Origin of the sequence: Paenibacillus thermotolerans, assembly GCF_028745515.1 — a bacterium.
GTDB classification, from domain to species: domain Bacteria; phylum Bacillota; class Bacilli; order Paenibacillales; family YIM-B00363; genus Paenibacillus_AE; species Paenibacillus_AE thermotolerans.
Map to the genome: position 1 here is coordinate 69,921 of NZ_JAQZSG010000009.1, position 26,459 is coordinate 96,379.

The following is a 26,459-nucleotide window of genomic DNA, read 5'->3' on the forward strand; positions in this document are numbered from 1 at the left end:
GAAAAGGCATGGAAGAAAACATGTCCGTCACAGCCGTTGTTTTAAGTGCCGGAATATCCTCAAGAATGGGGAAGCCGAAGCAGCTGATCCCCTTTCTAGGCGTTCCGATGCTGCAGGCCGTCATACAAAAATTGCTGCCGTTCCCGTTTGAAAGCATTATGGCGGTAGTGGGTGATCGAGGAGAGGAGATCAGGGCAAAGGTATGCATTTCGGATGCCCGGTTTCGGTGGATATCTAACGATCATTACCGCGACGGCATGAGCACATCCGTGATCGAAGCGGTAAAACAATGCAATAACGAGTCGTCCGCCGGCCTGCTGGTTGTTCTGGGCGATCAGCCGCTTCTTACGAAACAGACGATCGGTACGGTGGTGGATGCAATTCGAGACCTAGGCGACGGCGCTTCTCGGTGCGTGATACAGACCGTTTACCGAGGACGGCCGGGACACCCTGTTTTCATACCGTCCGCACTATTCGCTCACGTTCATGAATTAAGCGGGGATCAAGGGGCCAAGCCTCTTTTCAAATATGCCGAACGCCGCATTCAAGTCCATGTCGGAGACTTAGGGGCCATTGCGGATGTCGACACGCCCGACGATTATCGGAACGCAATTCGGATTGCGGAGCTGAAACGGATAAGGGACGTTACCTTATAGGTTACGTCCCTGCTTGTTGCATTGGGGTTACTTGTCGAATAGGGCCAAAAATTGTCCGTACCCTTCCTCTTCCAGCTTATGCTTCGGAATAAAGCGAAGGGAGGCCGAGTTAATGCAGTAACGCATTCCCGTCGGCTGCGGACCGTCATCGAACAGATGGCCGAGATGCGAATCTCCTTCTTTGCTGCGAATTTCCACCCGAATCATATTGTGGCTCACGTCGATCTGTTCCGTCACACGACCTTGCTCAATCGGCTTCGTGAAGGAAGGCCAGCCGCAATGAGCGTCGAATTTATCCAGCGAGCTGAACAGCGGTTCGCCCGAGACGATATCCACATAGATGCCTTCTTCTTTATGGTCCCAATATTCGTTGCGGAACGGCGGCTCCGTTCCGTTGTTCTGCGTCACCTCGTATTGCAGCGGCGTTAGCCGTTGTCTAAGCTCCGCCTCCTTGTTCGGGTCCTTCCATGCTTCCCGAATGAAACGCTCTCTCCCCGAACCCGCGAAGTACGCCTTATAACGCACCGGGTTATGTTTGTAATAATGTTGGTGATAGTCTTCAGCCGGATAGAACGGGGAGGCAGGGAGGATCGGCGTCACGATCGGTTTCTCAAAGCGGCCGCTCTCGGCAAGCTCGCGTTTCGACTGCTCCGCGAGCTTGCGCTGTTCTTCGTTGTGCACGAAAATGGCGGTTCGATAGGAGGAACCGCGATCGGCAAACTGTCCTCCGGGATCTGTCGGATCAATTTGCCGCCAAAATAGTTCAAGCAGACGTTCATAAGGATAAACGGACGGATCGAACGTAATTTGCACCGCCTCGTAATGTCCCGTCGTATCGGAGCATACTTGCTCATAAGTCGGATGTTCCACATGACCACCGGTATATCCGGAAACGACCGAAACGATGCCGGGCTGCTCGTCGAACGGCTTCACCATACACCAAAAACAGCCGCCGGCGAACGTCGCCAATTCATAAGAACCGCTCATTGGTTCACTCCCCTTATTGCTATAATCAAGCTTTTATAAAAAACTATATCAGATAACGTACCGGATTCAAAAGATATGCCTGCCAATCTGAAAATAGGTAAACGCTTCCAAAATTGAAATAACTAATATATGATATCGGTAAGTAATGAATAAAAGGAGGTGGCTGCGATGAAATCGGCAATTGTTTCGGCAACGATCGCCATGTTGTTAAGCATGTCCGCATTCTTAACCCCAACCGCTTCAGGGACGGTTGCAGCCGATAAAACGCCGGTAGTATTCCTTAACGGTCTAAAAATGGAGCTTGAAATTCCTTCGATCAGTATTGAAGGCCACACGTTAGTCCCGATGCGCAGCCTCTTCGAATCGCTCGGAGCGCAACTGGAATGGGAGGCTTCCACTCGTACCGCCACTGCAATAAAGGACTTTACCATCATTCAATATAAAATCGGCGCTTCCTTTGCAATGATGAATGGCGAAAGCAAAAAATTACCCGTACCCGGACGTATAATTGACGGAGCGGCTGTGGTTCCTTTGCGTTTTTTTAGCGAAGCGCTTGGAGCATCGGTGATTTGGGACGGGAAATCCCGAACGATCGCAATAAACACCGCTAAACCAGCGGCTGACAATAAAAATTGGACTGCTCGCTCCGATCTGGATGGAGATGGGGTTGAAGAGTTGTTGTTCGCACGGGAGGTATTGACGGATACGGATGCAAAATATGTGCTCGGCGTATATCAAAGGAACGATTCCAAGTGGGTTTTAAAGTCGGAAACGGAAATCTTCAAGCCGTTGCTTTATTTGCTCATAGAGTCTGCGGATATCATAACGGGAAGCGGCAAGGAAATTTTTGTTACGGATGCAGGGGAATATCCAAGCTATGCATTATACGAATGGACAGGTGACCGGTTAGTAGCGGTAGATCTGAAGGAGTCCGGTATCGAATCGGCTCCTCAGCAAGTTGGTGTTTTTAATGAAGAGGGCTTAACTGGCCTTTATTTCTCTCATAGAATCAGTGCAGCGTTATGGCAGTCGGATTTATATATATGGAACGGGAGCAAGTTTGAACTGTTCGATCAACGGCGATTGAGCGAACAATTCTAGGGAGTACGGAACGGAACTTAAGAGAGGTGAGACGCCATATGGAAAATGTAATCCGAAGCACGTTTAAAAACCCGATCATGGCTAAAGGGGCTGATCCGTGGATGTATAAGCATACGGACGGCAACTATTACTTCATGGTAACAAGAGGGGATCGTCTTGATTTATGGTCATCCGAATCGATGAGCCGAATCCAGGAAGGCAGATGTAAAACCGTCTGGCTTCCTCCGGCAACCGGAATGAACAGCCGTAATTTATGGGCACCGGAAATCCATCATGTTAACGGGAAGTGGTATATTTACTTCACGGCCAATGACGGGGGCGGGGACGATACGCGCCGAATTTACGTGCTGGAAAACGCGAATGACGATCCGCTGGAAGGGGAGTGGACCGAGAAAGGCGCCGTAAACACCGCATTCCCCGGTCTGGACGGCAGCATCCTGGAACATCGCGGGAAACTTATTTTTATGTATGCAGGATACGGCCGTTTCCCGGAATACGGCTCAGCCGTATATGCCGCCAGGATGGAAAATCCTTGGACGCTGAAAGGCGAGAATGTGCTGCTTACGAAACCGGAGTACGAATGGGAGCATCAAGGAGGGATGGCGATTAACGAAGGTCCTTGTTTCCTGAAAAGGTTCGGCAAAGTGTTCCTGATTTATTCGGCCAGCACTTGCTGGTCCGATGATTATGCATTAGGTATGCTGAGCGCATCGGAGGACAGCGATCTGTTGGACCCGGACTCCTGGACCAAACGTGAAACCCCGGTTTTTCGGAAATCGGAGGAAAATGGCGTATTCGGTCCGGGACATAACAGCTTTACCGTATCGCCGGACGGCACGGAAGATTGGATCGTATATCACGCAATACCGGTTTCCGGGGGCGGAAGCGCCATGCGGGACGTTAGAATGCAGAAATTCACCTGGACGGCGGAAGGCGAGCCAAACTTCGGAGTACCGGTGCCGCACGATCGGGTACTTCCGGTTCCGTCAGGAGAGGCTTGATTTTTATTAAATCACTAATCGAATCTTTCAATCTATTAACCCGCTATTTAGCGGGTTATTTTTGTTTTTCTCGCAGCAATTCCTATTTCATCGCCTTTTGGTCTTTATCGCCTTTTCTTACAGCTTTTCGGGAATTTACTCATACATGTTTGCAGCTCGCTCATACATTAGTACGGATATGCAGCCTATGCTGTCGCTTGGAGCAAATTTATACCGGAGGAGGGTATATGCACTTGAACCGATACGGATGGCTCGCATTATGTCTAGCGATGATTGTGACGCTCAGCGGCTGTGGTCTGTTGTTCGCGGGCGAAGACGCTTCGCAATCGAACAAAATTACGCTCACTCTATGGTACTGGAATCGATCGATCGACGACAACCTCATCGCACAAGTAGAAAAGCAATTTCCGAACATCGAGTTACACGCGCAAAAGGTCGGAGGCGACTTCAAAGCGAAGCTGAAGACGACGCTCGCCGCGAAATCCGGAGAACCGGACATTGTTGCCTTGAACGACTGGATTATGGAGCTGTTCACCAGTGCGGACCGCTTTTATAACTTGTATGAGTTAGGAGCGGGAGATGTGGAAAGCAGGTACCTGGAGTGGAAGTGGAAGCAGGGCGTCACGCCGGAAGGCAAGATGATCGGATTTCCGATGGATACCGGACCCACGGCGCTGTTCTATAGAGCGGACTTGTTCGAACAAGCCGGCTTGCCGACGGACCCTGAGGAGGTCGGCGAAACTATCGCGACGTGGGACGATTACATCGCTGCGGGCGAAAAGCTGAAACAGGCGTTCGCCGGCAAAGTATTTTTAACCGACAACATCGGAAGCGTTTACAACCAAGTGATGGCGCAAGGAACCGATCTTTATTTTACAAGAGAAGGCCAATATATCGGCGACCGTTCCGAGCAAGTCAAGAAGGCTTGGAACATCGCGGTCGACATGCACGAGAAAGACTTGTTGGCGGATGCCCCGGGCTGGTCGCCGGAATGGAACGCAGCTATGAACAACGGAAAAATCGCGTCTTTTATCGGAGCGGTCTGGATGAAGCAAGTATTGCAGGAAGCCGCGCCGGATACCGCAGGGAAATGGCGTGTCGCACGCGCCCCGGGAGGCGACGGCAATAACGGCGGATCGTTCTTATCCATATTGAAATCAAGCAAGCATCCGCAGGAAGCTTATGATGTGATCGAATGGCTGCAAAATCCGGAAAACCAACTGACCGCCTTCCAAACGATGAACCTGTTCCCTTCGACGCCAGGCGTGTTCGAAGATTCGTCCATGCAGCGCGAAGAACAATTTTTCGGAAACCAGGCAACCGGAAACATCTTCGCCGAATCCGCCCGGAACGTGAAAGTCGCCTATTTCGGCGAGCGGTACCCTTCAATCCACGGCATTATGACCCGTTATTTAAGTAACATCGCGAATCAGAACCTGGATCCGGACCAATCGTGGTCGGATGCGATAAAACGAGTTGAGCGCGAGCTTCAACGGTAAGATGACCACCATACTTGTGAGGGAGGGTCCTTTATGCACACGCGGGGTATGACGTCCGTTTGGGCGGAGATCTGGAAGCAGCGATCCGTCTACTTGGCGATCTCGCCTTTCTATATTTTGTTCGCCGTATTCGGCATATTTCCGATCGGGTTCTCGCTTTATTTGGCATTCCATCGTTGGGACGGCATCGGGGAGATGACCTTTAACGGAATCAACAACTTTCGGTACATGTTCACGGACGGCGAATTTTGGCAGGCCGTCGGCAACACGTTCGTCATTTGGATATACTCCACTATCCCTATGCTGTTCTTCGCGTTAATTATCGCGTTCCTGCTGCACGCTCCATTCGTTAGGTTTCGCACTTTGTTTCGAGTCGGGTACTTTCTCCCGAACGTGACGTCGATCGTCGCCGTCGCAATTATCTTCGGCGCGCTTTTCGCGAATGAATTCGGGTTTCTCAACTACTTGCTAAAGCTGTTCGGACTGTCCGCCGTTCAATGGCTCAACGTGCCGTGGGGGATTCAGATCGCAATCTCCACTATGGTGATTTGGAGGTGGACCGGCTATAACGCGATCATTTATTTGGCCGGCTTGCAAAGCATTCCGCAGGTGCTGTACGAAGCGGCGAAAATCGACGGCGCTTCGGTCATGCAATCGTTCTTCCGAATCACGATCCCGCTCCTTCGGCCGGTCATCCTGTTTACCGTCATCACTTCGACGATCGGAGGCATGCAACTGTTTACGGAACCGCAAGTGTTGGTAGGCAACGACGGGGGGACCGGCAGCAGCGGAATGACTATCGTCCTTTACTTATACCGGGAGTCGTTCATCAAAAATTACTTCGGCTACGGCGCGGCCGTCGGCTGGGGGATGTTCATCATTATCGCTCTCTTTTCGATTCTGAACTGGAAGCTGCTGCAGCGCAAAGACTAATGTGACGGAAAGGAGTGTTACGCATGGTTCACAAATCCGTGAAGTCGTTCGTATTGTACGCGGGCCTGCTGATTGGCATGCTTATGTCCATGTTTCCGTTTTATTGGCTCGTCGTTATGTCGACACGGACGACCTCGGACATCTATAGCTTTCCGCCTAAGCTGTGGTTTGGCGGGGAATTCATGAACAACGTCACGCGCGTCATGCAGCAGATCCATTTTTTCGACGCGCTGCTTAATACGTTGTTCGTATCCGTTACGGTAACCTTGCTGGTACTGTTTTTCGACTCGCTTGCGGGATTCGCATTCGCCAAGTTCGAATTTCCGGGGAAGAAATGGCTGTTTATTTTGCTTCTCGCTACGATGATGGTGCCGTCTCAGCTTTCTTTAGTGCCGTCATTCGTCATTATGGCCGAGTTCGGCTGGGTCGGTTCCTTCAAGGCGCTCATCGTTCCGGGCATGGTGAACGCATTCGGCATTTTCTGGATTCGGCAGTATACGGTTGGGGCCGTTCCGAGCGAGCTTCTGGATGCGGGACGAATCGACGGGTGCGGATTTTTCCGCCTGTATTTTCACGTCGCACTGCCGATCCTGCGCCCCGCGTTCGCGTTTCTCGGCGCGTTCACGTTCATCGGCGTCTGGAACGATTACTTATGGCCGCTCATCGTCTTGACGGATGCCAAGAAATTCACGCTTCAGATCGCTCTTTCGCAGCTTAACGGCATCTATAATACGGATTACGCCATGGTCATCGCCGGTACGCTTCTCGCCGTACTGCCGTTGATCGCAATGTTTCTGTTCATCAGCAAGCAATTCATCTCCGATATCGCGGCGGGAGCCGTGAAGGATTAAAACCCGATCGAGAAGAGCAGAAGCTGAAAGAAAAGGATGGCAGGAAAGACCGATTCCGAGAGGGACCGGTCTTTTTCGCTTCCGATAACGGAAAGATAGGAATTTTCTCCTTTATTCTACGCGTATGTAACAATACAATAAGATTGTCAGTCGTACATAGACATTCGATCTTAGCGTTTCTTGTCAATCAAATGGTTTTCCAAGCGAACAGGCAGGTAGAGACAATGAACGAATATGATGTGATTGTGGTCGGAACGGGACCGGGTGGCGCAACGGTTGCTAGGGATCTGGCCCGCAGGAAAAAGAAAGTCCTGATCCTGGAACAAGGCGGTTGGGACACGACTATACACATTCCGAAGATGCTTCGAAACCGAGAAATGCTGTTCATGAACAAAGGCCGCACGCTTGTGAGAGGAATCCGTACCGGTGGCAGCTCGGTTCTTTATTACGGAACGGCACACGAGCCGCCGGAGCACTATTTCGAACGGTACGGCGTCTCATTGGCCAAAGAAACGGAAGAGCTTAAGAAAGAGCTCCCGATTGCTCCGCTGCGCGATGAACTGATCGGCCCGGCGGCTCGAACCATAATGGAGAGCGCCGAGCATCTTCATCTCCCTTGGAAGAAGCTGAATAAATTCATCGATCAATCGATGTGTACGCCCGGGCATATCCCCTTTGAAGCACAATGGAATGCGGCGAAGTTCGTTCAAGAGGCTCTCGATTCCGGCGCCGTTCTGATGAACGGAGCGGCGGTCAATAAGGTGCTCGTACAAGAAAGGAAAGCGGTTGGCGTGGAGTACACGGTCAATCATAAAAGCGTTGCCGCGTACGCACCTCGGATTGTTCTCTCGGCAGGCGGGATCGGCTCGCCGGCGATTCTGCGCAGAAGCGGCATTGAGCGAGCCGGAGACGGCTTCTTCTGCGATCCGTTAGTTATTGTGCAAGGGGTAGCGGACGGCATTCGGGCCGGGAACGAGATTCCGATGGCCGCAGGAATCCATGTGCCGGAGGATGGATACATGCTGACGGATCTTACGGTGCCGAAGCTGGTCTACCAGCTCTTTACCGCGCAGGCGCTACGATTCCATCGCATTCATCAGCACGCGAAGACGTTGGCTATAATGGTGAAGATCAAGGACAGTATCGGCGGCGTGATCACTCGGGAAGGTAAGCCGATTAGAGACTTTACAGATGAGGACCGGCGAAAAATGAAGCGGGGATACGAAAGAGCGAAATCAATTCTTACTGCGGCGGGTGCCAAACATATTTACACTACTCGCTGGACGGCGGCACATCCCGGCGGCTCCGTTCGCATCGGCGATCTGGTAGATTCCAATCTGGCAACGGAGTACGAGAACTTATTCGTCTGCGACGCATCGGTTATTCCGACGGAGTGGGGGCTGCCGCCGACATTCACCGTATTGGCATTGGCCAAGCGGTTAGCCAAGCATCTGCTCGGCAACGGGTAACTCGTCGTCTATGCGCTTTTGTTTCGGATCTGGTTACATGCTGCGGGTCATTTGGTTCTATCTTGATGCTTACATTTTCATACAATAATAAATAGGATTTATGATTCCGCCTTGCGACTTGTATGGGGGGATGTAAGAATTGCGCTACAAACTTGTGCCCCACGACCGTGAGAAAGACTGTGTCTTGATCCACCCAAGAACGGCGAAAGCGTGTCAAATCCCTTCCCGGGGAACGCTTTGGTTCGGTCTGCGAAGCATGCCGTATAAGCTTGCAATGAATGATTGCATCGGGGAACAGCAACTCTCTCTCTCAAGGGAGCTTCTTTCCGAGCTAGGCGTATCCCTTAGCCATCTTTATGAGCTCGCCGTTCAAAATAATGCGATCGTAATTGGACCCTTTATCGGAATCCTGACCGGAAGAAACTTCTCTTTGCACAATTTCTCACGAAACTATGCGCATTTGGGCGGAATGCTCGTTGCATTCCATGTTAACGGGTTACGGAGCGATAACATAGTAGGCCTAATGTATGATGACGAAACGAAACAATGGATGAAGCGTCATTTTCCGTATCCGGCTGTCGTACTAAGAAAAATTTCGATTCCATGGAAACACCCTTTATTCACCATATACGGGGATAAAATCGTGAATCAAAGGGGATTTGACAAATGGTTGGTACATGAACGGTTACTTTCGATACCGACCGTGACAACCTATTTGCCCGAATCGGTCCTGTTTCAGGATGCGGAGAAGACGTTAAACTTCCTTGATCGACACGGCACCGTTTATATCAAACCGATTTCCGGCTTGTCCGGAAGAGGAATCATTAAGCTATCGAGAATACAATCGAATCACTGTCTGATTGAATGGAGAGAAGGAAGGAGACGTGTCAAGAGCTCCCGGATGGAGGACTCGGAACTGCTCGCCTTCTTGCGCCGAAATGTTCACGAGGAGAGATATATCGTCCAGCAAGGGATACCGCTTATGAAGGAAAAGGAACGGCTTATTGATTTTCGAGCGATCCTTTTGAAGAACAGGCACGGCCGGTGGCAGGTTTGCGCGTTTATCGGAAAATACGGAATACCGGGAAGTATTGTAAGCAACGTATCCTCCGGCGGCAAAGCTGAAATGGGGAGGAACACGCTCAAAAAGGTTTGGAAGCTATCTAATGCGCGGGTCATCGGGTTGAGACAGCGCATAAATCGCGCGGCACTGGATTTGGCAATTGCCATGGAACAAGCATTCGGAGTTTCCTATGGCGATCTATCATTGGATATCGGCGTTGAAAAAAACGGAAAAATATGGCTTATCGAAGTCAACGGTCTGGGTGACCATACGATCGTTCTGGATGCAAAAAATCGAAAGCTATATTACGAGATCGTAAAGGAAAATTTGTTGTATATGAAAAAGCTGGCCGGTTTTAACAATCCGTAGCAGCAAATATAGAGAAGAACGCTTTATAACAAAAATTATAAGGCGTTTTTTTGTTTCAGCAACAAAATAATCTTTCTGCAGCCCCGTCCTAAGGGATACCGTCAGGCGGAGGCTATCACTGACGGTATTTTTTATATTTAATATATTTAATAATATACGATAATTCAAGAAAACCGATTGCAAATTTTAATATTATGTTATAATAATAACCAAATTTTGTACGGAAAATTGGTGACTACGGATGAACTCAACGGACAGAACGCCTTTATATCAGAAAGTTCAAGATTACATACGCGACTTGATTACATCGCAGGAATTAAAAATCGGTGACCGAATTCCGACGGAAAAGGAGTTAATGGAGCGCTTCGGTGTTAGCAAGATCACCGTTGTTAACGCCTTGTCCGGATTGGTCAACGAAAAAATTATAACGAGAGTGCCCGGAAAGGGAAGTTTCGTGAACGATCCCGAACCTGAAGCCTCTCCGGAACCATTGAAAACCTCTTTACATGATGTCGTTCGACCGAGCGGAGAAAACCGGTCCCGGTTGATCGGCCTTATCCTGCCCAGCATTTACGACTATTTTACTATTCGGCTTGTACAAGGCATTCAACAGGCGCTTCGTGAAAATAACTACAGCTGCGTCATCCATTTATCCGAAGGCAATATCGATAAGGAAAAAGAAGCCATTAAATTATGCAAAAAAATCGGAGTGGAAGGATTGCTGATTTTCCCGGTTGACGAGGAATTGTTCAACGAGGAAATATTAAGCATGAAATTTGCCGGTTTTCCGTTCGTGCTGATCGACCGCTACCTTCCGGGAATAGATACTCATTATATCGCTTCCGACGGCAGGCTTGGCGTCAATCTAGCCGTGAATTACTTGTGGGAGCTAGGGCACCGGGAAATTGCGATATGCTCCGATTCGCCCCTTCAAACCGTTACCGTGCAGGAGCGAATCGACGGATACATGAATGCCTTGAAGGATAAAGGTGCGCTCATCAACCCGGCCCACATTTTAATCGGGTTTGAATATGTAAGCTTAGACAAATCGGAAGCGCATCCGTTGTATCGTTATATTCGGAATCGGATGGCAACTGCCTACATTTCGCTGAACGGAAAGCTCGGGGTGCAAATTTACGAGATGGCGCGTCAAGCCGGATTAAAGGTGCCCGATGACATATCCATCATTAGCTTTGACGATCCTACTTCAATTCTAGAAGGGTATAGCACTTACACCCATATCAAACAGTTTGAACGAGATATGGGCTATCGGGCAGCTTATACGCTGCTGGAGGTCATGAACGGCGATGTCGGGCGAAACGGCAAATACTACAAAACGCTAGTGGAGCCGGAGCTGGTCATCGGCAAGACGACGGGAGCATGCTTTTGCGGTGCGAAGCAATAATAGCGTGTAATGAACTCTTCAAATAAAATGCGGAAATAGACCCTGTTTCGATGCGCCGAAATAGGGTCTATTTCCATTTGACCCTTATAAAGGATTATATTTTATTTTTTTCAAAAAAAATATTGATTATATATATTGAATATATTATATTATTAATATGCAATTGTAACCGTTTTCAAATGTCAGTGAGGAGGTATCGGGGTATGCCATACGATAAAGTGAGACCGGAATCTTTGAAATCCATGGTCAGACGCTTGCAGGAGTCTATTTATGTTCCTCTTTCGGATTTGAAGGTTACGGTTTGGGTCACGCCGGAGCCGACTCCTTTCTCAGAGAGGTATTCAGGGCGACGAGCAGAGCTTCAAGCCGGCGATCGATGGGGCGAGCTTTGGGACTGCGGCTGGTTTCATTTTACAGGCAGCGTGCCTAAAGAAGCGGTTGGAGCTAAAGTAGTTCTGCTGATCGACGTAAACGGCGAATTATGCCTAGTGGATCATGATGGTACTCCGAGACAAGGGCTAACGAATATTAATTCGGAATTTGATTACTCGCTCGGACTTCCGGGGAAACGCGTCGTACATGTTTGCGAGTCGTCTACGGGAGAGGAGACGATCGACCTGTGGGGCGACGCCGGCTGCAATGACTTGTTCGGCCGGTTTCGGAGCGGTACGTTGAAGGAAGCGGTAATCGCCATTTGCCGCGAGCAAGTCAGACAGTTGTATTATGACGCGGAAGTGCTCCTCGAAACAGCCGAGCAGCTGCCGTCCGGCTCCGCGCGGAAGGAACGAATATTCTGTGCGTTGTCCGATGCTTCGCTGCTATTAACGGAGCTGACCGATCAACGAATCGCCGAAGCGCGCCGCATACTCGGTAAACAACTGGCGATGCGCGGCGGGGATCCGGTCCTGACGATCAGCGCCATCGGCCATGCGCATATTGATCTCGCGTGGCTTTGGCCGATCCGGGAGACGATTCGCAAAGGAGCGAGAACGTTCTCGACGGCATTAAGAATGATGGAACGTTATCCGGATTATGTGTTCGGCGCCAGTCAGCCCCAGCTATACGATTGGATTAAGAAATACTATCCGAAGCTGTACGCGGAGGTCAAACAAAAAATCAAGGAAGGACGTTGGGAGCCTCAAGGGGCCATGTGGGTCGAATCGGATACGAATGTGCCCGGCGGCGAATCGCTTGTACGGCAAATATTATACGGGAAACGGTATTTCCTGCAGGAATTCGGCCGAGACATGAAGACGTTATGGATGCCCGATGTGTTCGGGTACTCCGCCAGCCTTCCCCAAATTTTAAAGAAATCCGGCGTGGATTATATGATGACCCAGAAGCTTTCGTGGAACATGTACAATCGCCACCCTCATCATACGTTCTTCTGGGAAGGGATCGACGGCTCCAAAGTTCTCACACATATGCCTCCGGAAGATACATATAACAGCCCGGCCGCACCTCGCTCCATTATAAAAGCGGAAACCGAATATTTGGATAAAAGCGTTTCCGATCGGTGCCTCATGCTGTTCGGGATCGGCGACGGAGGCGGGGGGCCGGGAGAAGAACATCTCGAACGGCTCAGCCGGGAGAAAAACCTGCTCGGATTATGTCCGGTAGTACAGGAACCTTCGGATCGTTTCTTTGAAAGGCTGGCCGAAAACGCCGACCGCTATCAAGCTTGGCGCGGGGAGCTTTATTTGGAGAAACATCAAGGAACGTTAACGAGCCAGGCCCGAAACAAACGATTCAATCGAAAATTGGAAAAAGCGTTGCGGGAGCTCGAATTCGCCTCCGTACTCGCATGGCTGGCAGACGAAAAACCGTATCCTTCGGAGGAGCTGGAGGTTATTTGGAAGGAAGTGCTGCTTTACCAGTTCCATGACATACTTCCTGGCTCCTCCATCAAACGCGTTTATGACGAATCATTGGATCGATATGCGGCTTTGCTTGAGCAAGTCGAACGAATGATCGAAACGAGCTATCGATCGGCGGCCGGCGCGGCGGGCGCAGGAGATCGGAAAGAACCCGGCGTTGCGGTATTTAATTCATTGCCTTGGGAGCGGGAACAATGGCTTAAGCTGGACGTGGAATGGCTGCTGCTCCGCGTCCCGCCCATGGGCTTCGTCACGTTGGAGCCCCAAACCCTGTCCACCGTTAGGAAAGATACGCCGTTTCATGAATTGAATGTCTCAATAACCGAGCGAATTGCGGAAAACGAGCTACTGAAGGTTACGTTCAGCCCGGACGGCGGAATAACTTCCATATGGGATAAGGAACAGGAGAGGGAAGTCATCCTACCCGGACAAATCGGCAATGACCTTCGCGTTTACCACGATGAAGGAGATGCCTGGGATTTCGAGCCCGCCTACCGGCTTTCCGGCGGAACGCCGCTCCTGGTTGAGGAAATGCAATCGTTCGCCGAGGGTCCGACAACCGGTTTGTTGATCCGCTACAAGTACGGGCTGTCCAGTCTGACGCAGAAGGTCGTGCTTACCGCCGGAAGCCGAACAATCGATTTTGTAACGGAGGCGGATTGGAAGGAAGCGGGAACTATGCTTCGTACATCGTTCCCGGTAAATGTCCGTTCGGACACCGTCAACTGCGAGATTCAATTCGGGCATATCAAGCGCCCGACTCACCGCAATACGATGTGGGACTTTGCCAAAGACGAAATATGCGCCCATCATTGGATCGATATCTCCGAACCGGATTACGGAGTGGCGCTGCTCAACGATTGCAAATACGGCCACCGCGCCGAACAGAACGTTCTTGACATAAACCTGTTACGCAGTCCGAGTTACCCGGATCCCGAGGCGGACCGCGCGAAGCATACGTTCACATACTCGATTTATCCGCATAGCGGAGACCATGTCCAAGCAGAAGTGTATAAGCGCGGCTATGAATTGAATGTCCCGCTCCGAACGATCGAATATTCGAATACGATCGGTTCCGCGAGTAAGCCGGCTTCGTTCCTGAAGCTTGACCATCCTAACGTAATGATCGAAACGGTGAAACGTGCGGAGGACGGCAACGATGTCATCGTCAGACTATACGAGACGGCGGGAACCCGAGTCCGGACCGACCTGCACACAGGCTTTCGGATGTCTGAAGCTTGGTTGGCCGATTTAATGGAAGAGCGTGTCCAACAACTGCATAGTAACGAACATACACTGAATCTTTCGTTCACCCCTTTCGAAATTAAGACTCTTAGACTTACAGCTCTATTCAATTGAATGTAGGAGGTGTTCTGGGAAAATGTCTTCAAAAATTGCAGTCTTTCCTTCATTGGAGCAATTAAAAAAGAACAAAACGATGACGAAAATATGGTACTTCAGGCATATCTACTTATTCATGGTTCCGGCCATCATTTGGTATCTGATTTTTGCTTACTATCCGATGTACGGCATTTTGATTGCGTTCAAAGACTTCAAATACAATATGGGAATCTTGGGGAGTCCATGGGTAGGCTTTAAATATTTCGAACAGTTTCTAAACGATTCCAGCTTTTACGAAGTGCTCCGCAACACGCTGTCAATCAGCGCGTTAAAGCTGATTTTCGGCTTTCCCGCTCCGTTGATTTTGGCACTCATGCTCAATGCGGTCATGCACGAAAAAATCAAAAGAATTTTCCAAACGATATCTTATCTTCCTCACTTTGTTTCATGGGTCGTTGTCGTTACCTTGCTTCAAAAAATTCTTTCCCCGAACGTAGGGCTGATCAATGACATCCGTTACCAAATGGGTTTGGAGCCTATATTTTTCATGGGTATGCCGGAATTATTTTATCCGCTCGTTGTCATATCCGACATCTGGAAGGGTGTGGGCTGGGGATCGATCATTTATTTAGCTGCCCTGACCAACATCGATCCTCACCTTTACGAAGCCGCTGAAATCGACGGCGCGGGACGATGGAGCAAGCTGTTTAAAATCACGCTTCCATGCCTAACGCCTACAATCGGAATACTGCTCATATTCTCCCTAAGCGGAATACTGAACGCCGGCTTCGACCAAATATGGCTGATGCAAACTCCGGCTACATTAGGCGTCTCGGAAATATTGGACACTTATGTTTTGAAAACAGGCCTCCAACAAGGACAATTTGCGTATTCCACGGCCATCGGATTATTCAAGTCTATCATCTCGCTTCTTCTCATTGTTATCGTAAACAACATTTCCAGACGCATTAGCGAAGTATCGTTATGGTAAATCGGGCAATCGATGAACGCAAGGAGGTGTGGGTATGGGTGTGGGAAGGTTATCGGCAGCCGATCGAATTTATATGTCCGTGAACTACTTGGCGCTGTTATTATTTTGCATTACGGCACTCTATCCATTTATTTATTTTCTGGCCCTCTCATTTAATGACGGCTACGATGCTATGAAGGGCAGCATTTACTTTTTTCCTAGAGTATTTACATTAGAAAACTATGCTAAGGCATTTACAAATCCTCTGATCTTAAATTCGTTTTTCATATCCGTTTCCCGAACGTTTGTGGTAACGACACTTTCCGTATTTTTGACGGCATTATTAGCCTACGCGCTTTCGCGCAAAGGGTTGCCCGGCAGGAAGTATATCGTATTCTTCTTTTTCTTTACCACTTTGTTCAGCGGGGGACTTATTCCTACATTTATCTTGTTCCGGCAATTGCATATCCTCAATACGTTTTGGGTGCTCGTACTGCCGTCGCTTTACAACTTTTTCAATGCGATTATTATGAAAACCTTTTTCGACGGAATCCCCACAAGTTTATCCGAATCGGCTCGAATAGACGGAGCAAGCGAGTTGGGGGTATTTTCAAGAATTATACTGCCTCTTTCGTTGCCTGTGCTCGCCACCATCGCCTTGTTTGTCGGGGTGGGCGTGTGGAATGACTGGTTTACCGGGCAGTTTTTCATCCAGAATGAAAAACTGCAGCCTGCGGCCACGTTCCTAAACAAGATGATCAGCGAAGCGTCTTTTCAGTCGATGACGAATGCGTCGTCAAACAGCGGTTCGGCGATTCAAAACATGAATCAGGCTCAGATGGAGCTGAGGGGTGTGACCCCGGAAGCGTTACGAATGACTTTTGTAATCATTATTACGACTCCGATTGTCTGTGTGTATCCGTTCCTTCAGAAATATTTCGTTAAAGGTGTTTTGGTCGGTTCTCTTAAGGAGTAATCGTGTATAAAAGGCTAAGCCTTTTATATAAAAAAAATTATCCCATGAAGGGGGATTGTACAGTGAGGAAGATCAGGCTGAAAAGTGTTCTTAGCATGGCTCTAGTGTTGCTTTTCGTGACAATGACGGCATGCACGGGAACAGGCGGGGGAAATGAACCGAATACGGGTAACGACGGGCAACAAGAAACGAATACGGGTAATAAAGATGGTTCGGGCAAGGACGAATTGGAGCAAGTCACGTTGACGTTCTTGAGCGCCTGGAACGGCGGCGGGGGCGGATTCCCGCAAGACCAGGTAAATAACCCCGTAGCCCAACGGGTTCGGGAGAAAACCGGCGTGACGTTAAAGATGGAATCCATCACAACAAGCGAAGTAGAAAAGCTGAATACGATCTTTGCTTCCGATACGGTTCCGGATATTGTGAACGCGCCGTTCTGGTCCACTACCGGCGGTGAAGGACAAGTCATCAAGAAGGCGGCCTTGGAAGGCCAGTTGCTGGATTTAACCCCTTATCTCGATAAATATCCGAATGTGAAAAAGCTTCTGACGACCGGTGTTGCGAAAGATTTTGCCGAATTCGAACTGAACAGTCCGGATTTCGGAGGCAAAACGTATGTCATTCCGATGCAGACGCCGGACGGCACTCCGGAAAGCATCCATAACTGGAATTATGGCCTCTATGCCCGCGGAGATATTTTGAAGGCTTTGAATGTAAATGCGGCGGATATCGATACGCAAGAAGAGCTGTACGATCTGTTGGTAAAGATCAAAAACGGCAATTTCAAAGATATCGGCGGCAAGCCGGTCATTCCTGCCGGCACCATGCATGACGGATGGGATTACGGCCAATTCCTGGCCGGTTGGACGGATTACAATATTTCGGACTTCCGGATGGAGGACGGAAAGCTTACATTCTGGGCGCTTTCCAAAGACTATGAAGCCAGATTGGCATACATGAGAAAGCTGATTGCAGACGGATTATTCGATCTTGAAGCGTTCAGCAATACCGATACGACAGCGACGGAAAAGCTTACTACGGGCAAGCTTGCCGTATTCGGAGCTCAAAGCATGATGGGGAAATTGCAAAATACGCTCTATAAGACGAATCCGGAGATGCAATATGAGCTGCTCGGACCGATGAAGAATAAGAGCGGAAATATTAGAACCCAGGTGGAAAAGCCCGGACGTTCCGGTTTCCCGGTCGTATTCTTGAGCGCGAAGATCAAATATCCCGACGCCGCACTGCGCTTCCTTGACTATATTAGCAGCGATGAAGGCCGTTTGCTTGCGTACTGGGGGATCGAAGGGACGCATTACAACATGGTAGACGGGAAGCCGCAATGGATCCCGGAAGTGAAAAAGCAATTTGACGACAATCCGGACCTGAAACGGGATGCGGGGATCCGATATCTCAGCGACAGCTTCATCGGCGGCTTCTCCGCGGATGTCACCTGGCCGACTCCTGAAGATCAAAAAACAGAGTGGCAAAAGCTCGAGGAAAGCTTCTCGGCGAGAATGCCTATTAAAATTATCGACAAAGTAAGCGCCACGTATCTAGAAAGAGAGTGGCCGAAATACCAGCAATATAGGGATGCCACCGCCAGTCTGAATTTCGGTGACGAATTTGAGAAAGCGATCTTCGCGAAATCGGATGAGGAAGCTCTAAAAATACTTCATAATATCCAGGATAAATATAGAGCTGCCGGAGTGGAAGAAATGACGGAATTTGTGGCGCAAAAAGCTGCAGAAAGAGATGATATAGGGTTCTAGGAAAAGAGGAATATCATTTATGGGATGGTGTCTGCTGCCATCCCATAAATGCCTTTTGAAGATCGTTGAACCGTTGTAAGGAACGATGCATTGAAGTAACGATTACGGAGGGATAAGCATGTTGAACGTAGCGATGTTAAGCAAATGGCATGTGCATGCGGAAGGATATGCAAGACAACTGAAATCTCACGGAAACGTTAACATCACGGCAGTTTGGGACGAACAAGCCGAGCGCGGACGCGAATGGGCAGCAAGCTTAGGAGCTGACTTTGAAGCGGACCTGGATACGCTTTTACAACGGGACGACATAGACGGCGTCGTGGTTGATGCCCCCACCAGCATGCACGCGGACGTCATGGTAGCGGCGGCGGAGGCCGGCAAGCATATTTTCACCGAGAAGGCGATGGCTCTTACCGTTGAAGAATGCGACAAAATTTCAGCGGCCGTACGGAAAGCCGGCGTTAAGTTTTGCATTTCGTTTCCCGCTCGCACCAGGCCGCATCAGTTGTTTGCGAAGCAGCTGCTGGATGACCGTTTGCTAGGGGACGTCACGTTATTGCGCATTCGTAACGGGCACGACGGAGCTTTGAACAATTGGCTGCCGGATTACTGGTACGACGAGAAGCAAACGGGGGGCGGAGCCATGATGGATTTGGGGTGCCACCCGATGTATTTAGCCAGCTGGATGTTGGGAAAACCAAAAAAAATTACATCCATGTTTTCTTATTTCACCAACAGGGCCGTGGAAGACAATGCGCAATGTTCCATCGAGTTCGCGAATAACGCGGTCGCACTGGTCGAAACGAGCCTGGTTACATACAGAACGCCTTCCGCTCTTGAGATTTACGGTACGGAGGGAACTTTGATGATCTCGGACAATAACGTCAGGGTCATCTCTAAGAACTTTGATTTGCCTTTCCCCGGATGGATTTCGCCGAATCAACTTCCTAACGAGCAGCCGCTCCCGATTATCCAATGGGCGGATGCATTGCTTCAAGATCAGCCTATGCCCTTCGGATTGGAAGACGGAACGAAGCTGACGGAATTGTTGGAAGCGGCTTATATCGCTCATAAGGAAAACCGGACGGTAGAGTTCAAATAACGGTAAGGGGTGATGTTTATGCGTACCGTAAAAGTAGGAATCATCGGTTGCGGAATGATCGCTAACGGCAAACATATGCCGAGTTTGGCCAAATTGGATAACGTTCAGATGGTGGCGTTCTGCGACCTGAAGATCGAAAGAGCCGAGGAAGCCGCGAAAAAGTACGGGGTGCCCGACGCAAAAGTGTTTACGGACTATAAGGATCTGCTTGCAATGGAGGATATTGAGGTTGTACATGTTTTAACGCCGAACAGCTCGCATGCGCCGATTTCAATCGATGCGCTTGAAAGCGGCAAGCATGTGATGTGCGAAAAGCCGATGGCGAAAACCGGCGCAGAGGCCAAGGCAATGTACGAAGCCCACTTGCGTACCGGCAAGAAGCTGACCATCGGGTATCAAAATCGTTCCAACGCCAGAAACCAGCTGCTAAAGAAGATGATCGACGACGGGGAGCTTGGAGAAATTTATTTCGCGAAAGCGGTCGCCACCCGAAGGAGAGGCGTGCCCACATGGGGTGTGTTTTTGGATAAGGAGAAACAAGGAGGCGGTCCGATGATCGATATCGGGACGCATTCTCTGGATCTGGTCTTATGGCTGATGGACAATTACGAGCCGGAGAGCGTGGTCGGAAGCGTCTTTCATAAACTGAAGCATACCGAAAATGCCGCAAACGAGTGGGGTTCTTGGAATCCGGACGAATTCGAGGTGGAAGATTCGGCGTTCGGCTATGTAAAGTTTAAAAATGGGGCCACGGTCATCATTGAAAGCAGCTGGGCTCTCAACTTTGCGGAAAGCGGAGGCAGCTTGCTGTGCGGGACGAAAGGCGGGGCGGATTTTGCTAAAAATGAACTGCGGATTAATGGCGAAAGAGATGGGAGCTTGTTTCTAAACAAAATCGATGTGAATCCGAATGCAAGGCAATTGTTCCGCGGCGAACCGATGACCGATTTCGAGTATGAAGCCAAGCAATGGATTCACAGCATCGTGAACGATACCGAACCGTTGGTGAAACCGAAAGAAGCTATGGTCGTTTCGCAAATTTTAGAAGCGGTATATCGATCGGCAGAAACCGGAAAAACCGTTTACTTCGACAATAATTAAATAAGTGAACGAAGAGCGCTTATGTATGATGATAAGCGCTCTTTATTTTATTCGCATGGTAAATTGTGCCTGTCCCTCTAATTGAAAATTCCTGTTTTTATAGTTATTTAGACGCGTTATCAACTCCATTCTTTATGCCTATTTCTCTAGCATTTTGTATTGCTGTAATATTAATAGTGTAAATAATGGGAATCTTGAATCATGCCAAAGTAAATGGATAAAAGGCAAACCTGTTCGAAAGTCAGGGACGCAAAGCCACGGGTCTACACTGCCGCAAGGGCAGCACGATCGCCGGGTTGCTCGAAGCTTTGGCTTTTTGCTGTTCAAATGATGTTTGAGGAGGCACCTCGTGAGTGAAAATCGGCGAACTTTTGATCATGAACGGTCTGATCACACAAGAACAGCTGGAGCATGCTTTGCATCAACAGCTACATTCCTCCCAAAAACTCGGTGAAATCTTAATGGAGCAAGGAGTGGTCACCGAAATTCAATTGGCGGAGGCGCTTGAATTTCAACTTGGCATTCCCGTGGTGAAACTAAACGAGGCAACCGTTGAACAAGAGATGATTCAGCTTGTTGACGAGGAAATGGCTATACGGCTGAACGTGATGCCGGTGGAACGAAGGGCCGGAAAGCTGAGATTGGCCATGGCGGATCCGCTGAATAAAGAAGGAATCCAAGAAATTCAAGCAGCGACCGGCATGACGGTCCAGCCTCTGATTGCCTTACGTTCAGAGCTGGAACGGGTGCGGAAGCTTCACTATGGCGAAGCGGAGCGCCATCAACAATTTACCGAAATCATAACGCTATGCCTTCAAAATAAATCTAACGGAATTTACTTTGACCCTCAAGAAAACGGCTTACTTGTGAAATACCGAATCGAGAACGTCCTGAAGACACAACGAACCGTTCCGACAGACAAACAAAAGGCATTCGTTAACTTCATCAAGAGAAGCGCCGGCATGATTACGAACGAACGCCGTTTGCCTCAAGACGGTCGATTCACGAAAACGTTAGATAATGAAATGTATAACATTCGAGTTTCAACGCTTCCGATTACGCGGGGAGAACAATTGTTTATAAAGATTACGAAACGTAATGAGAGCATCGTGACATTATCCGAAATCGGATTTACGGATAGCCATCTTCAGCATGTGGAAGCCGCCGTTCAACGTTCGAAAGGATTGGTCTTGGTTGCCGACGAGAACGGAAGCAGCCGAACCGCAACGTTATACTCCCTTGTTAAGCATGTGATGAAAGACGATATTCATATCGCTACGATTGAAGATCCGGTAGAACACATCGTAGAAGGCGTATCGCAGGTGGAGGTGAACGACGGACTCGGGTTAACTTTCGCACATGGACTTCGCGCTATTTTACGGCAAAACCCTAATGTCGTAATGGTTGGAGAAACAAAGGACGTCGATACGGCCGAGGCGGCGGTAAAAGCTTCACTGACAGATTGTTTAGTGATAGCGGGCGTGCAGGGGACAAGCGCCGTTAAAACCATAAAGCAATTGCAAAACTTAGGGATAGATTCGCCACTTCTTGCTTTATCCTTGACTTGCGTAATTCATCAGCGCACGGTGCGTCGGGTATGCGCCCAGTGCGCGCAGAACACGCCGATGACTGCCGATGAAACGGAGGTCTACGGGAAACATGAACTGCTTCAGCCGGAAAATCAAAATACGGTATTGGGGAATTTCCGCACCTTTGTCAGCGCGCATTTTCATGGAAAGCCGACCGTCATTCGGGGGAGCGGCTGCAGACTTTGCAACCATACCGGCTACCGCGGACAAGTCGGGATTTATGAAGTGCTTTCGATCGACGATACGCTGCGGAGCCTGATTGCTCAAAACCGGAGTATTGACGAATATGAAACGTATTTGAAGCAGATCGGTCATAAAACGCTGCTCCACGACGGTTTGATCAAAGCAAGGAACGGAATCACCACACTGGAAGAGGTTTTAACCTAAAGAAGGGACGAGAAAAAGATGCCAATCACCATTTTGATCGTTGACGATACCCATTTCATGCGAAAGATGGCTTCCGATTATGTAACACAGTATGGACACCTTGTAGTAGGCGAGGCGGCGAACGGCCGGGAAGCCGTCCTTCAGTATAAAAGTTTACGACCGGACGTCGTCATGATGGATTTGACGATGCCCGAGATGAACGGGGTCGAAGCGATTAAGGAGATTATAGACTTGGATCCGGAAGCCGTAATCATCGTCTGTTCTGCAAGCAATCAGCAAGATCTTATCTTTGAAGCATTGGACGCCGGCGCGAAAGGGTACGTACTAAAACCGTTCAATGCGGAGCAGTTGAATGAAGTCATAACCAAAGATGCGCTTCCGTACTTGGTAGACGATGAACGCGACGCCGATCCGGATGGAATATCGGAATCCGATGCACAACGAGAAGTTGCGGCAACGGTAATGGAAGAAGAAACGGAAGATGAATCGGAAACGGAAAAAGTAGTTATTAAGGAGGAAGCACCATTGGAAGAGGCTGTCCAAAAATTGAATAGACCGGTCTTTGTAACGAGTTACATGTGTAATTGGAAGGAAGAGATTCATGGCCAGAAAACGACTTATTCGGTTGTAGTTACAGAGGATGAAAACAAATTTGTAGTGGAGATGAACTGCGAAGGGCTGGAACCGCAAAAAATTCAATTTTCGTTAGACGGCTTTCGCGAGCTGAACGCATGGCTGAATAAACAGTTGGCGGTTTGAAAAACGTTACATCAAACAGGTTGATTATGGTCGGATACCGCCATGATCGGCCTGTTTTTTTGCATACTGCCGATTATTTGCATATACCTGTTTTTACAGAAATACTTTGTAAAAGGGACTTTGATCGCAGCTATCATAGGATGACTCTTACCACATAAGAATGAAGGCAGGTTGATGCGTATGGCGGGAAATCGCGCGGTTGTGTATGTCGCCCCGGGAAAAGTAGAAGTCCGAGACATTGATTATCCTGATTTAATACTTCGAGACGGACCGGGAGTCAATCCGTTGAATGTCGGAAGAAAGTGCGAGCACGGCGTAATATTGAAGGTGGTCACGACCAATATTTGCGGCAGCGACCAGCATATGGTAAGAGGGCGCACAACAGCTCCAAGCGGTCTCGTTTTGGGGCACGAAATAACCGGAGAGGTCATTGAAGTAGGAAGAGACGTAGAATTTATAAAAAAAGGCGATCTCGTTTCCGTTCCCTTTAATATAGCTTGCGGTCGCTGCCGCAATTGTAAAGAACAAAACACGCACATTTGTTTACATGTAAATCCGGACCGGCCCGGCTCCGCTTACGGTTATGTAGACATGGGCGGATGGGTCGGCGGACAATCGGAATACGTCATGGTCCCTTATGCCGATTTCCAGCTTCTCAAGTTCCCCGACAAAGATCAAGCAATGGAGAAAATCAAGGATTTGACCATGCTTTCAGATATTTTCCCGACCGGTTACCACGGAGCCGTAAGTGCGGGCGTGAAACCGGGCGCCGCCGTTTACGTCGCGGGGGCCGGACCGGTCGGGCTAGCTGCCGCCCATTCCGCGCAATTGCTCGGCGCCTCAGTTGTCATTGTTGGGGATTTAAACAGCGAGAGATTGGCGCAAGCCAGAAGCTTCGGGTGCGAAACCGTGAACCTAAGGGAGCATCCGAACTTGTCCGAGCAAATCGAACAAATACTTGGTGTTCCTGAAGTGGACTGCGCCATTGATTGCGTTGGGTTTGAGGCAAGCGGCCATGGAGCGGATCAAGGTGAAGCGCCGGCTGCCGTATTGAATTCGATAATGCAGGTCACGCGCGCGGGAGGCCGGCTTGGCATTCCCGGACTTTACGTAACGGGCGATCCCGGCGCGATCGATGAGGAGGCTAAAATCGGTACTTTGAAGATTCGGATCGGACTTGGGTGGGCGAAAGCGCACACATTCGTCACCGGCCAAACACCGGTAATGAGGTATCACCGAGACCTTATGTCCGCCATTTTGAGCGGTAGAGCGCAAATTGCGAAGGCCGTGAATGCAACGGTCATCTCGTTGGATCAGGCGCCGGATGCCTACCATGCGTTCGATCGAGGAGCATCCCGGAAGTACGTTATCGACCCGCACGGTATTGTAAGATAATAAAGTTATCTAACAAACTTCTGGGTTTCCATTAGAAATCCGGGAGTTTGTTTTTGTATCCTTTCACCTGCAATCAAATTGGTGAAATCGCTTCCAATCGCCTCGGCGATTCTTGTATAATGAGGTGGTAAAAGTCGGAAAAACATATAGAGGTGATGATAAGGATGACCGAGGTAAACAGAAAAGAACTGATGGAAATGTACGGCAAGCTCCGTGTAGCGGACGTGCGTGACGGAATGGATTGGAACATGATGCATCATAGAGGCAGCATTACGATCTCTTCGGGAATTACGCCGTTATACCGCACGCGGTTTTGCGGATTCGCCAAAACCGTTCGTTTTGTTCCGACGGAAAAGATCATCCCTCATATGTCGGGAGATGAATATACGAACTTCTCGAATCATTGGTACGGAAACATTGCCACTTACCATTGGGGAAAAGAAATCGGCGAGGACGACGTGTTGGTGCTAGATGCAAGCAACACCGATGTAGGCATCATCGGCTCAAATAACGGGCTGGAATACAAAAGTCAGGGCTGCCGCGGGATCGTAACGAACGGCGGAGCCCGCGACACCGATGAACTTATATTGAACCAGGTTCCTGTTTTCTCCCGATACGTGTCGCAAACGATGGTGCAGGGCCGTGTTGAATATCAAGCGCACAACATTCCTGTAAACATTGCGGGCACGCTGGTTCGTCCAGGCGATGTGATCGTTGCCGACGGAGACGGGATCGTAGTCGTACCGATCGAAAAGGCGTATGATGTAGCGAAATACGCCCTTCAGGAATTGACGAACGATAAAGTCAGCCGCAGAAAATTGTATGAAAAGCTGAATATGGAGCTGGACGACACGGTTCTTTAAGAAATAAAGCAGGCCGGAACCCGCGAGGATTTCAGGTGACGGGGAATACCCCTGTAGTGGATACACGGTACAGGTTCCGCATGTAATAAATCAAAGGAGCTGATGTCTATGAGAATCATCCGGTATAACGACGGAACCGAGTACGCGCTTGCAGCAGTGACGGATGACGACGCTGCATACGCGCTTCCCGAGTCGGATCTGTTTTCCCTTCTTCGCCGGGCAGGGGAACAAGGGATGTCGCTCTCTGCAGCGGTTCAAGCCTCGATCGCTGAAGCTTCAAGGCTGACCCGGGACTGGCGGGAATTAAAGCTGGCGGTGCCGATCGAAGCGCCCGAGGTTTGGGCTGCAGGGGTAACGTATCAACGAAGCCGCGAAGCGCGCAACTACGAAGCGACTGCCGGAAAGCTCGATGCAAGCACCTTTTACGATAAAGTGTACGACGCGGACCGACCCGAAATTTTTTTCAAATCGACTGCGGCACGGACGGTCGGTCCCGGCGGAGACGTCTCGCTTCGAAGCGACTCCTCTTGGCAGGTGCCGGAGCCGGAGCTCGGCCTGGTGCTTGATGCAGACGGCCGTATTGTCGGTTATACGATCGGCAACGACATGAGCTGCCGCGATATTGAAGGCGAGAATCCGTTATATTTGCCCCAGGCGAAGCTGTGGAAGCAATCCTGCTCCATCGGACCGGCCGTCAGACTCGCGGAAACGACGCCCGATCCTTATTCGCTTGAAATCGCGCTTCGAATATACCGTGACGGAGCGGCCGTCGTGGAGGAACGCGGGAGCACCGGACAGCTGAAACGAAAGCTGGAAGAGCTTGTAGCTTACTTGAAACGCGACAACCTGTTGTTTGACGGCACGGTGCTGCTGACCGGAACTTGTGTCGTCCCGCCAAACGATTTCACGCTCCGGCCGAACGACCGGATCGAAATCGACATTACCGGCATCGGCACTTTAGTAAACCACGTTGTCGCGTAGCTTGAACCGTAT

General features: G+C 49.6%; 21 protein-coding genes and 1 riboswitch. Of the genes, 20 read left to right on the top strand and 1 reads right to left on the bottom strand.

Translation table 11 applies throughout. The features are described from left to right. Positions 1 to 8: 8 nt before the first annotated feature. Positions 9 to 656 (top strand): nucleotidyltransferase family protein, encoded by a 648-nt coding sequence (locus PT964_RS09675; RefSeq protein WP_274363156.1) that lies wholly within the window; start codon positions 9 to 11, stop codon positions 654 to 656. Positions 657 to 683: 27 nt separating this feature from the next. On the opposite strand, the gene msrA is transcribed toward PT964_RS09675, so the two are convergent. Next, positions 684 to 1,643: a peptide-methionine (S)-S-oxide reductase MsrA gene (gene msrA / locus PT964_RS09680; RefSeq protein WP_274363157.1), complete on the bottom strand. Its 960-nt coding sequence runs from the start codon at positions 1,641 to 1,643 to the stop codon at positions 684 to 686. Between the two features lie 168 nt (positions 1,644 to 1,811). Here msrA and PT964_RS09685 point away from each other — a divergent pair, with 168 nt between their 5' ends. The 19 genes from PT964_RS09685 to PT964_RS09775 all read left to right on the top strand — a co-directional run bounded on the left by PT964_RS09685 (position 1,812) and on the right by PT964_RS09775 (position 26,447). Next, a complete protein-coding gene (locus PT964_RS09685; RefSeq protein ID WP_274363227.1) occupies positions 1,812 to 2,744 on the top strand; it encodes a copper amine oxidase N-terminal domain-containing protein in 933 nt (310 codons plus the stop codon). 38 nt (positions 2,745 to 2,782) lie between these two features. Then, positions 2,783 to 3,745 (top strand): glycoside hydrolase family 43 protein, encoded by a 963-nt coding sequence (locus PT964_RS09690; protein ID WP_274363158.1) that lies wholly within the window; start codon positions 2,783 to 2,785, stop codon positions 3,743 to 3,745. A gap of 227 nt (positions 3,746 to 3,972) precedes the next feature. Then, positions 3,973 to 5,244: an ABC transporter substrate-binding protein gene (locus PT964_RS09695; RefSeq protein ID WP_274363159.1), complete on the top strand. Its 1,272-nt coding sequence runs from the start codon at positions 3,973 to 3,975 to the stop codon at positions 5,242 to 5,244. 33 nt (positions 5,245 to 5,277) lie between these two features. After that, the gene (locus PT964_RS09700) at positions 5,278 to 6,177 is read left to right on the top strand and encodes a carbohydrate ABC transporter permease (RefSeq protein WP_274363160.1); all 900 of its coding nucleotides are present in this window, start codon (positions 5,278 to 5,280) and stop codon (positions 6,175 to 6,177) included. A gap of 23 nt (positions 6,178 to 6,200) precedes the next feature. Beyond that, positions 6,201 to 7,028, top strand: a complete 828-nt coding sequence (locus PT964_RS09705) for a carbohydrate ABC transporter permease (protein ID WP_274363161.1) — start codon at positions 6,201 to 6,203, stop codon at positions 7,026 to 7,028. A gap of 224 nt (positions 7,029 to 7,252) precedes the next feature. Then, positions 7,253 to 8,497, top strand: coding sequence for an FAD-dependent oxidoreductase (locus PT964_RS09710; protein ID WP_274363162.1), 1,245 nt, complete (start codon positions 7,253 to 7,255; stop codon positions 8,495 to 8,497). Positions 8,498 to 9,140: 643 nt separating this feature from the next. Next, positions 9,141 to 9,929 carry a YheC/YheD family protein gene (locus PT964_RS09715; protein ID WP_274363163.1) on the top strand — a complete coding sequence of 263 codons (789 nt, stop codon included), beginning with the start codon at positions 9,141 to 9,143 and terminating at the stop codon, positions 9,927 to 9,929. 241 nt (positions 9,930 to 10,170) lie between these two features. Next, positions 10,171 to 11,334, top strand: coding sequence for a GntR family transcriptional regulator (locus PT964_RS09720; RefSeq protein ID WP_274363164.1), 1,164 nt, complete (start codon positions 10,171 to 10,173; stop codon positions 11,332 to 11,334). Between the two features lie 203 nt (positions 11,335 to 11,537). Continuing rightward, on the top strand, positions 11,538 to 14,570 hold the full coding sequence (locus tag PT964_RS09725) for an alpha-mannosidase (protein ID WP_274363165.1): 3,033 nt from the start codon (positions 11,538 to 11,540) through the stop codon (positions 14,568 to 14,570). A gap of 22 nt (positions 14,571 to 14,592) precedes the next feature. After that, entirely contained in the window at positions 14,593 to 15,543 is a 951-nt protein-coding gene (locus PT964_RS09730) for an ABC transporter permease (protein WP_274363166.1), read from the top strand. 34 nt (positions 15,544 to 15,577) lie between these two features. Continuing rightward, a complete protein-coding gene (locus PT964_RS09735) occupies positions 15,578 to 16,498 on the top strand; it encodes a carbohydrate ABC transporter permease (RefSeq protein ID WP_274363167.1) in 921 nt (306 codons plus the stop codon). 62 nt (positions 16,499 to 16,560) lie between these two features. Beyond that, entirely contained in the window at positions 16,561 to 18,270 is a 1,710-nt protein-coding gene (locus PT964_RS09740) for an extracellular solute-binding protein (protein WP_274363168.1), read from the top strand. A 118-nt stretch (positions 18,271 to 18,388) separates the two neighbouring features. Beyond that, complete coding sequence (locus PT964_RS09745; RefSeq protein ID WP_274363169.1) at positions 18,389 to 19,372, top strand: Gfo/Idh/MocA family protein; 984 nt, start codon at positions 18,389 to 18,391, stop codon at positions 19,370 to 19,372. Positions 19,373 to 19,390: 18 nt separating this feature from the next. Beyond that, on the top strand, positions 19,391 to 20,473 hold the full coding sequence (locus tag PT964_RS09750; protein WP_274363170.1) for a Gfo/Idh/MocA family protein: 1,083 nt from the start codon (positions 19,391 to 19,393) through the stop codon (positions 20,471 to 20,473). Between the two features lie 213 nt (positions 20,474 to 20,686). After that, positions 20,687 to 20,777, top strand: a riboswitch (cyclic di-GMP riboswitch). A gap of 49 nt (positions 20,778 to 20,826) precedes the next feature. After that, on the top strand, positions 20,827 to 22,449 hold the full coding sequence (locus tag PT964_RS09755) for a GspE/PulE family protein (protein ID WP_274363171.1): 1,623 nt from the start codon (positions 20,827 to 20,829) through the stop codon (positions 22,447 to 22,449). Positions 22,450 to 22,467: 18 nt separating this feature from the next. Next, complete coding sequence (locus PT964_RS26510) at positions 22,468 to 23,208, top strand: response regulator (protein WP_425262694.1); 741 nt, start codon at positions 22,468 to 22,470, stop codon at positions 23,206 to 23,208. Positions 23,209 to 23,388: 180 nt separating this feature from the next. After that, positions 23,389 to 24,603: a formaldehyde dehydrogenase, glutathione-independent gene (gene fdhA, locus PT964_RS09765; protein ID WP_274363172.1), complete on the top strand. Its 1,215-nt coding sequence runs from the start codon at positions 23,389 to 23,391 to the stop codon at positions 24,601 to 24,603. A 164-nt stretch (positions 24,604 to 24,767) separates the two neighbouring features. Continuing rightward, entirely contained in the window at positions 24,768 to 25,466 is a 699-nt protein-coding gene (locus PT964_RS09770) for an RraA family protein (protein ID WP_274363173.1), read from the top strand. A 108-nt stretch (positions 25,467 to 25,574) separates the two neighbouring features. Beyond that, positions 25,575 to 26,447 carry a fumarylacetoacetate hydrolase family protein gene (locus PT964_RS09775; protein ID WP_274363174.1) on the top strand — a complete coding sequence of 291 codons (873 nt, stop codon included), beginning with the start codon at positions 25,575 to 25,577 and terminating at the stop codon, positions 26,445 to 26,447. Positions 26,448 to 26,459 lie beyond the last annotated feature (12 nt).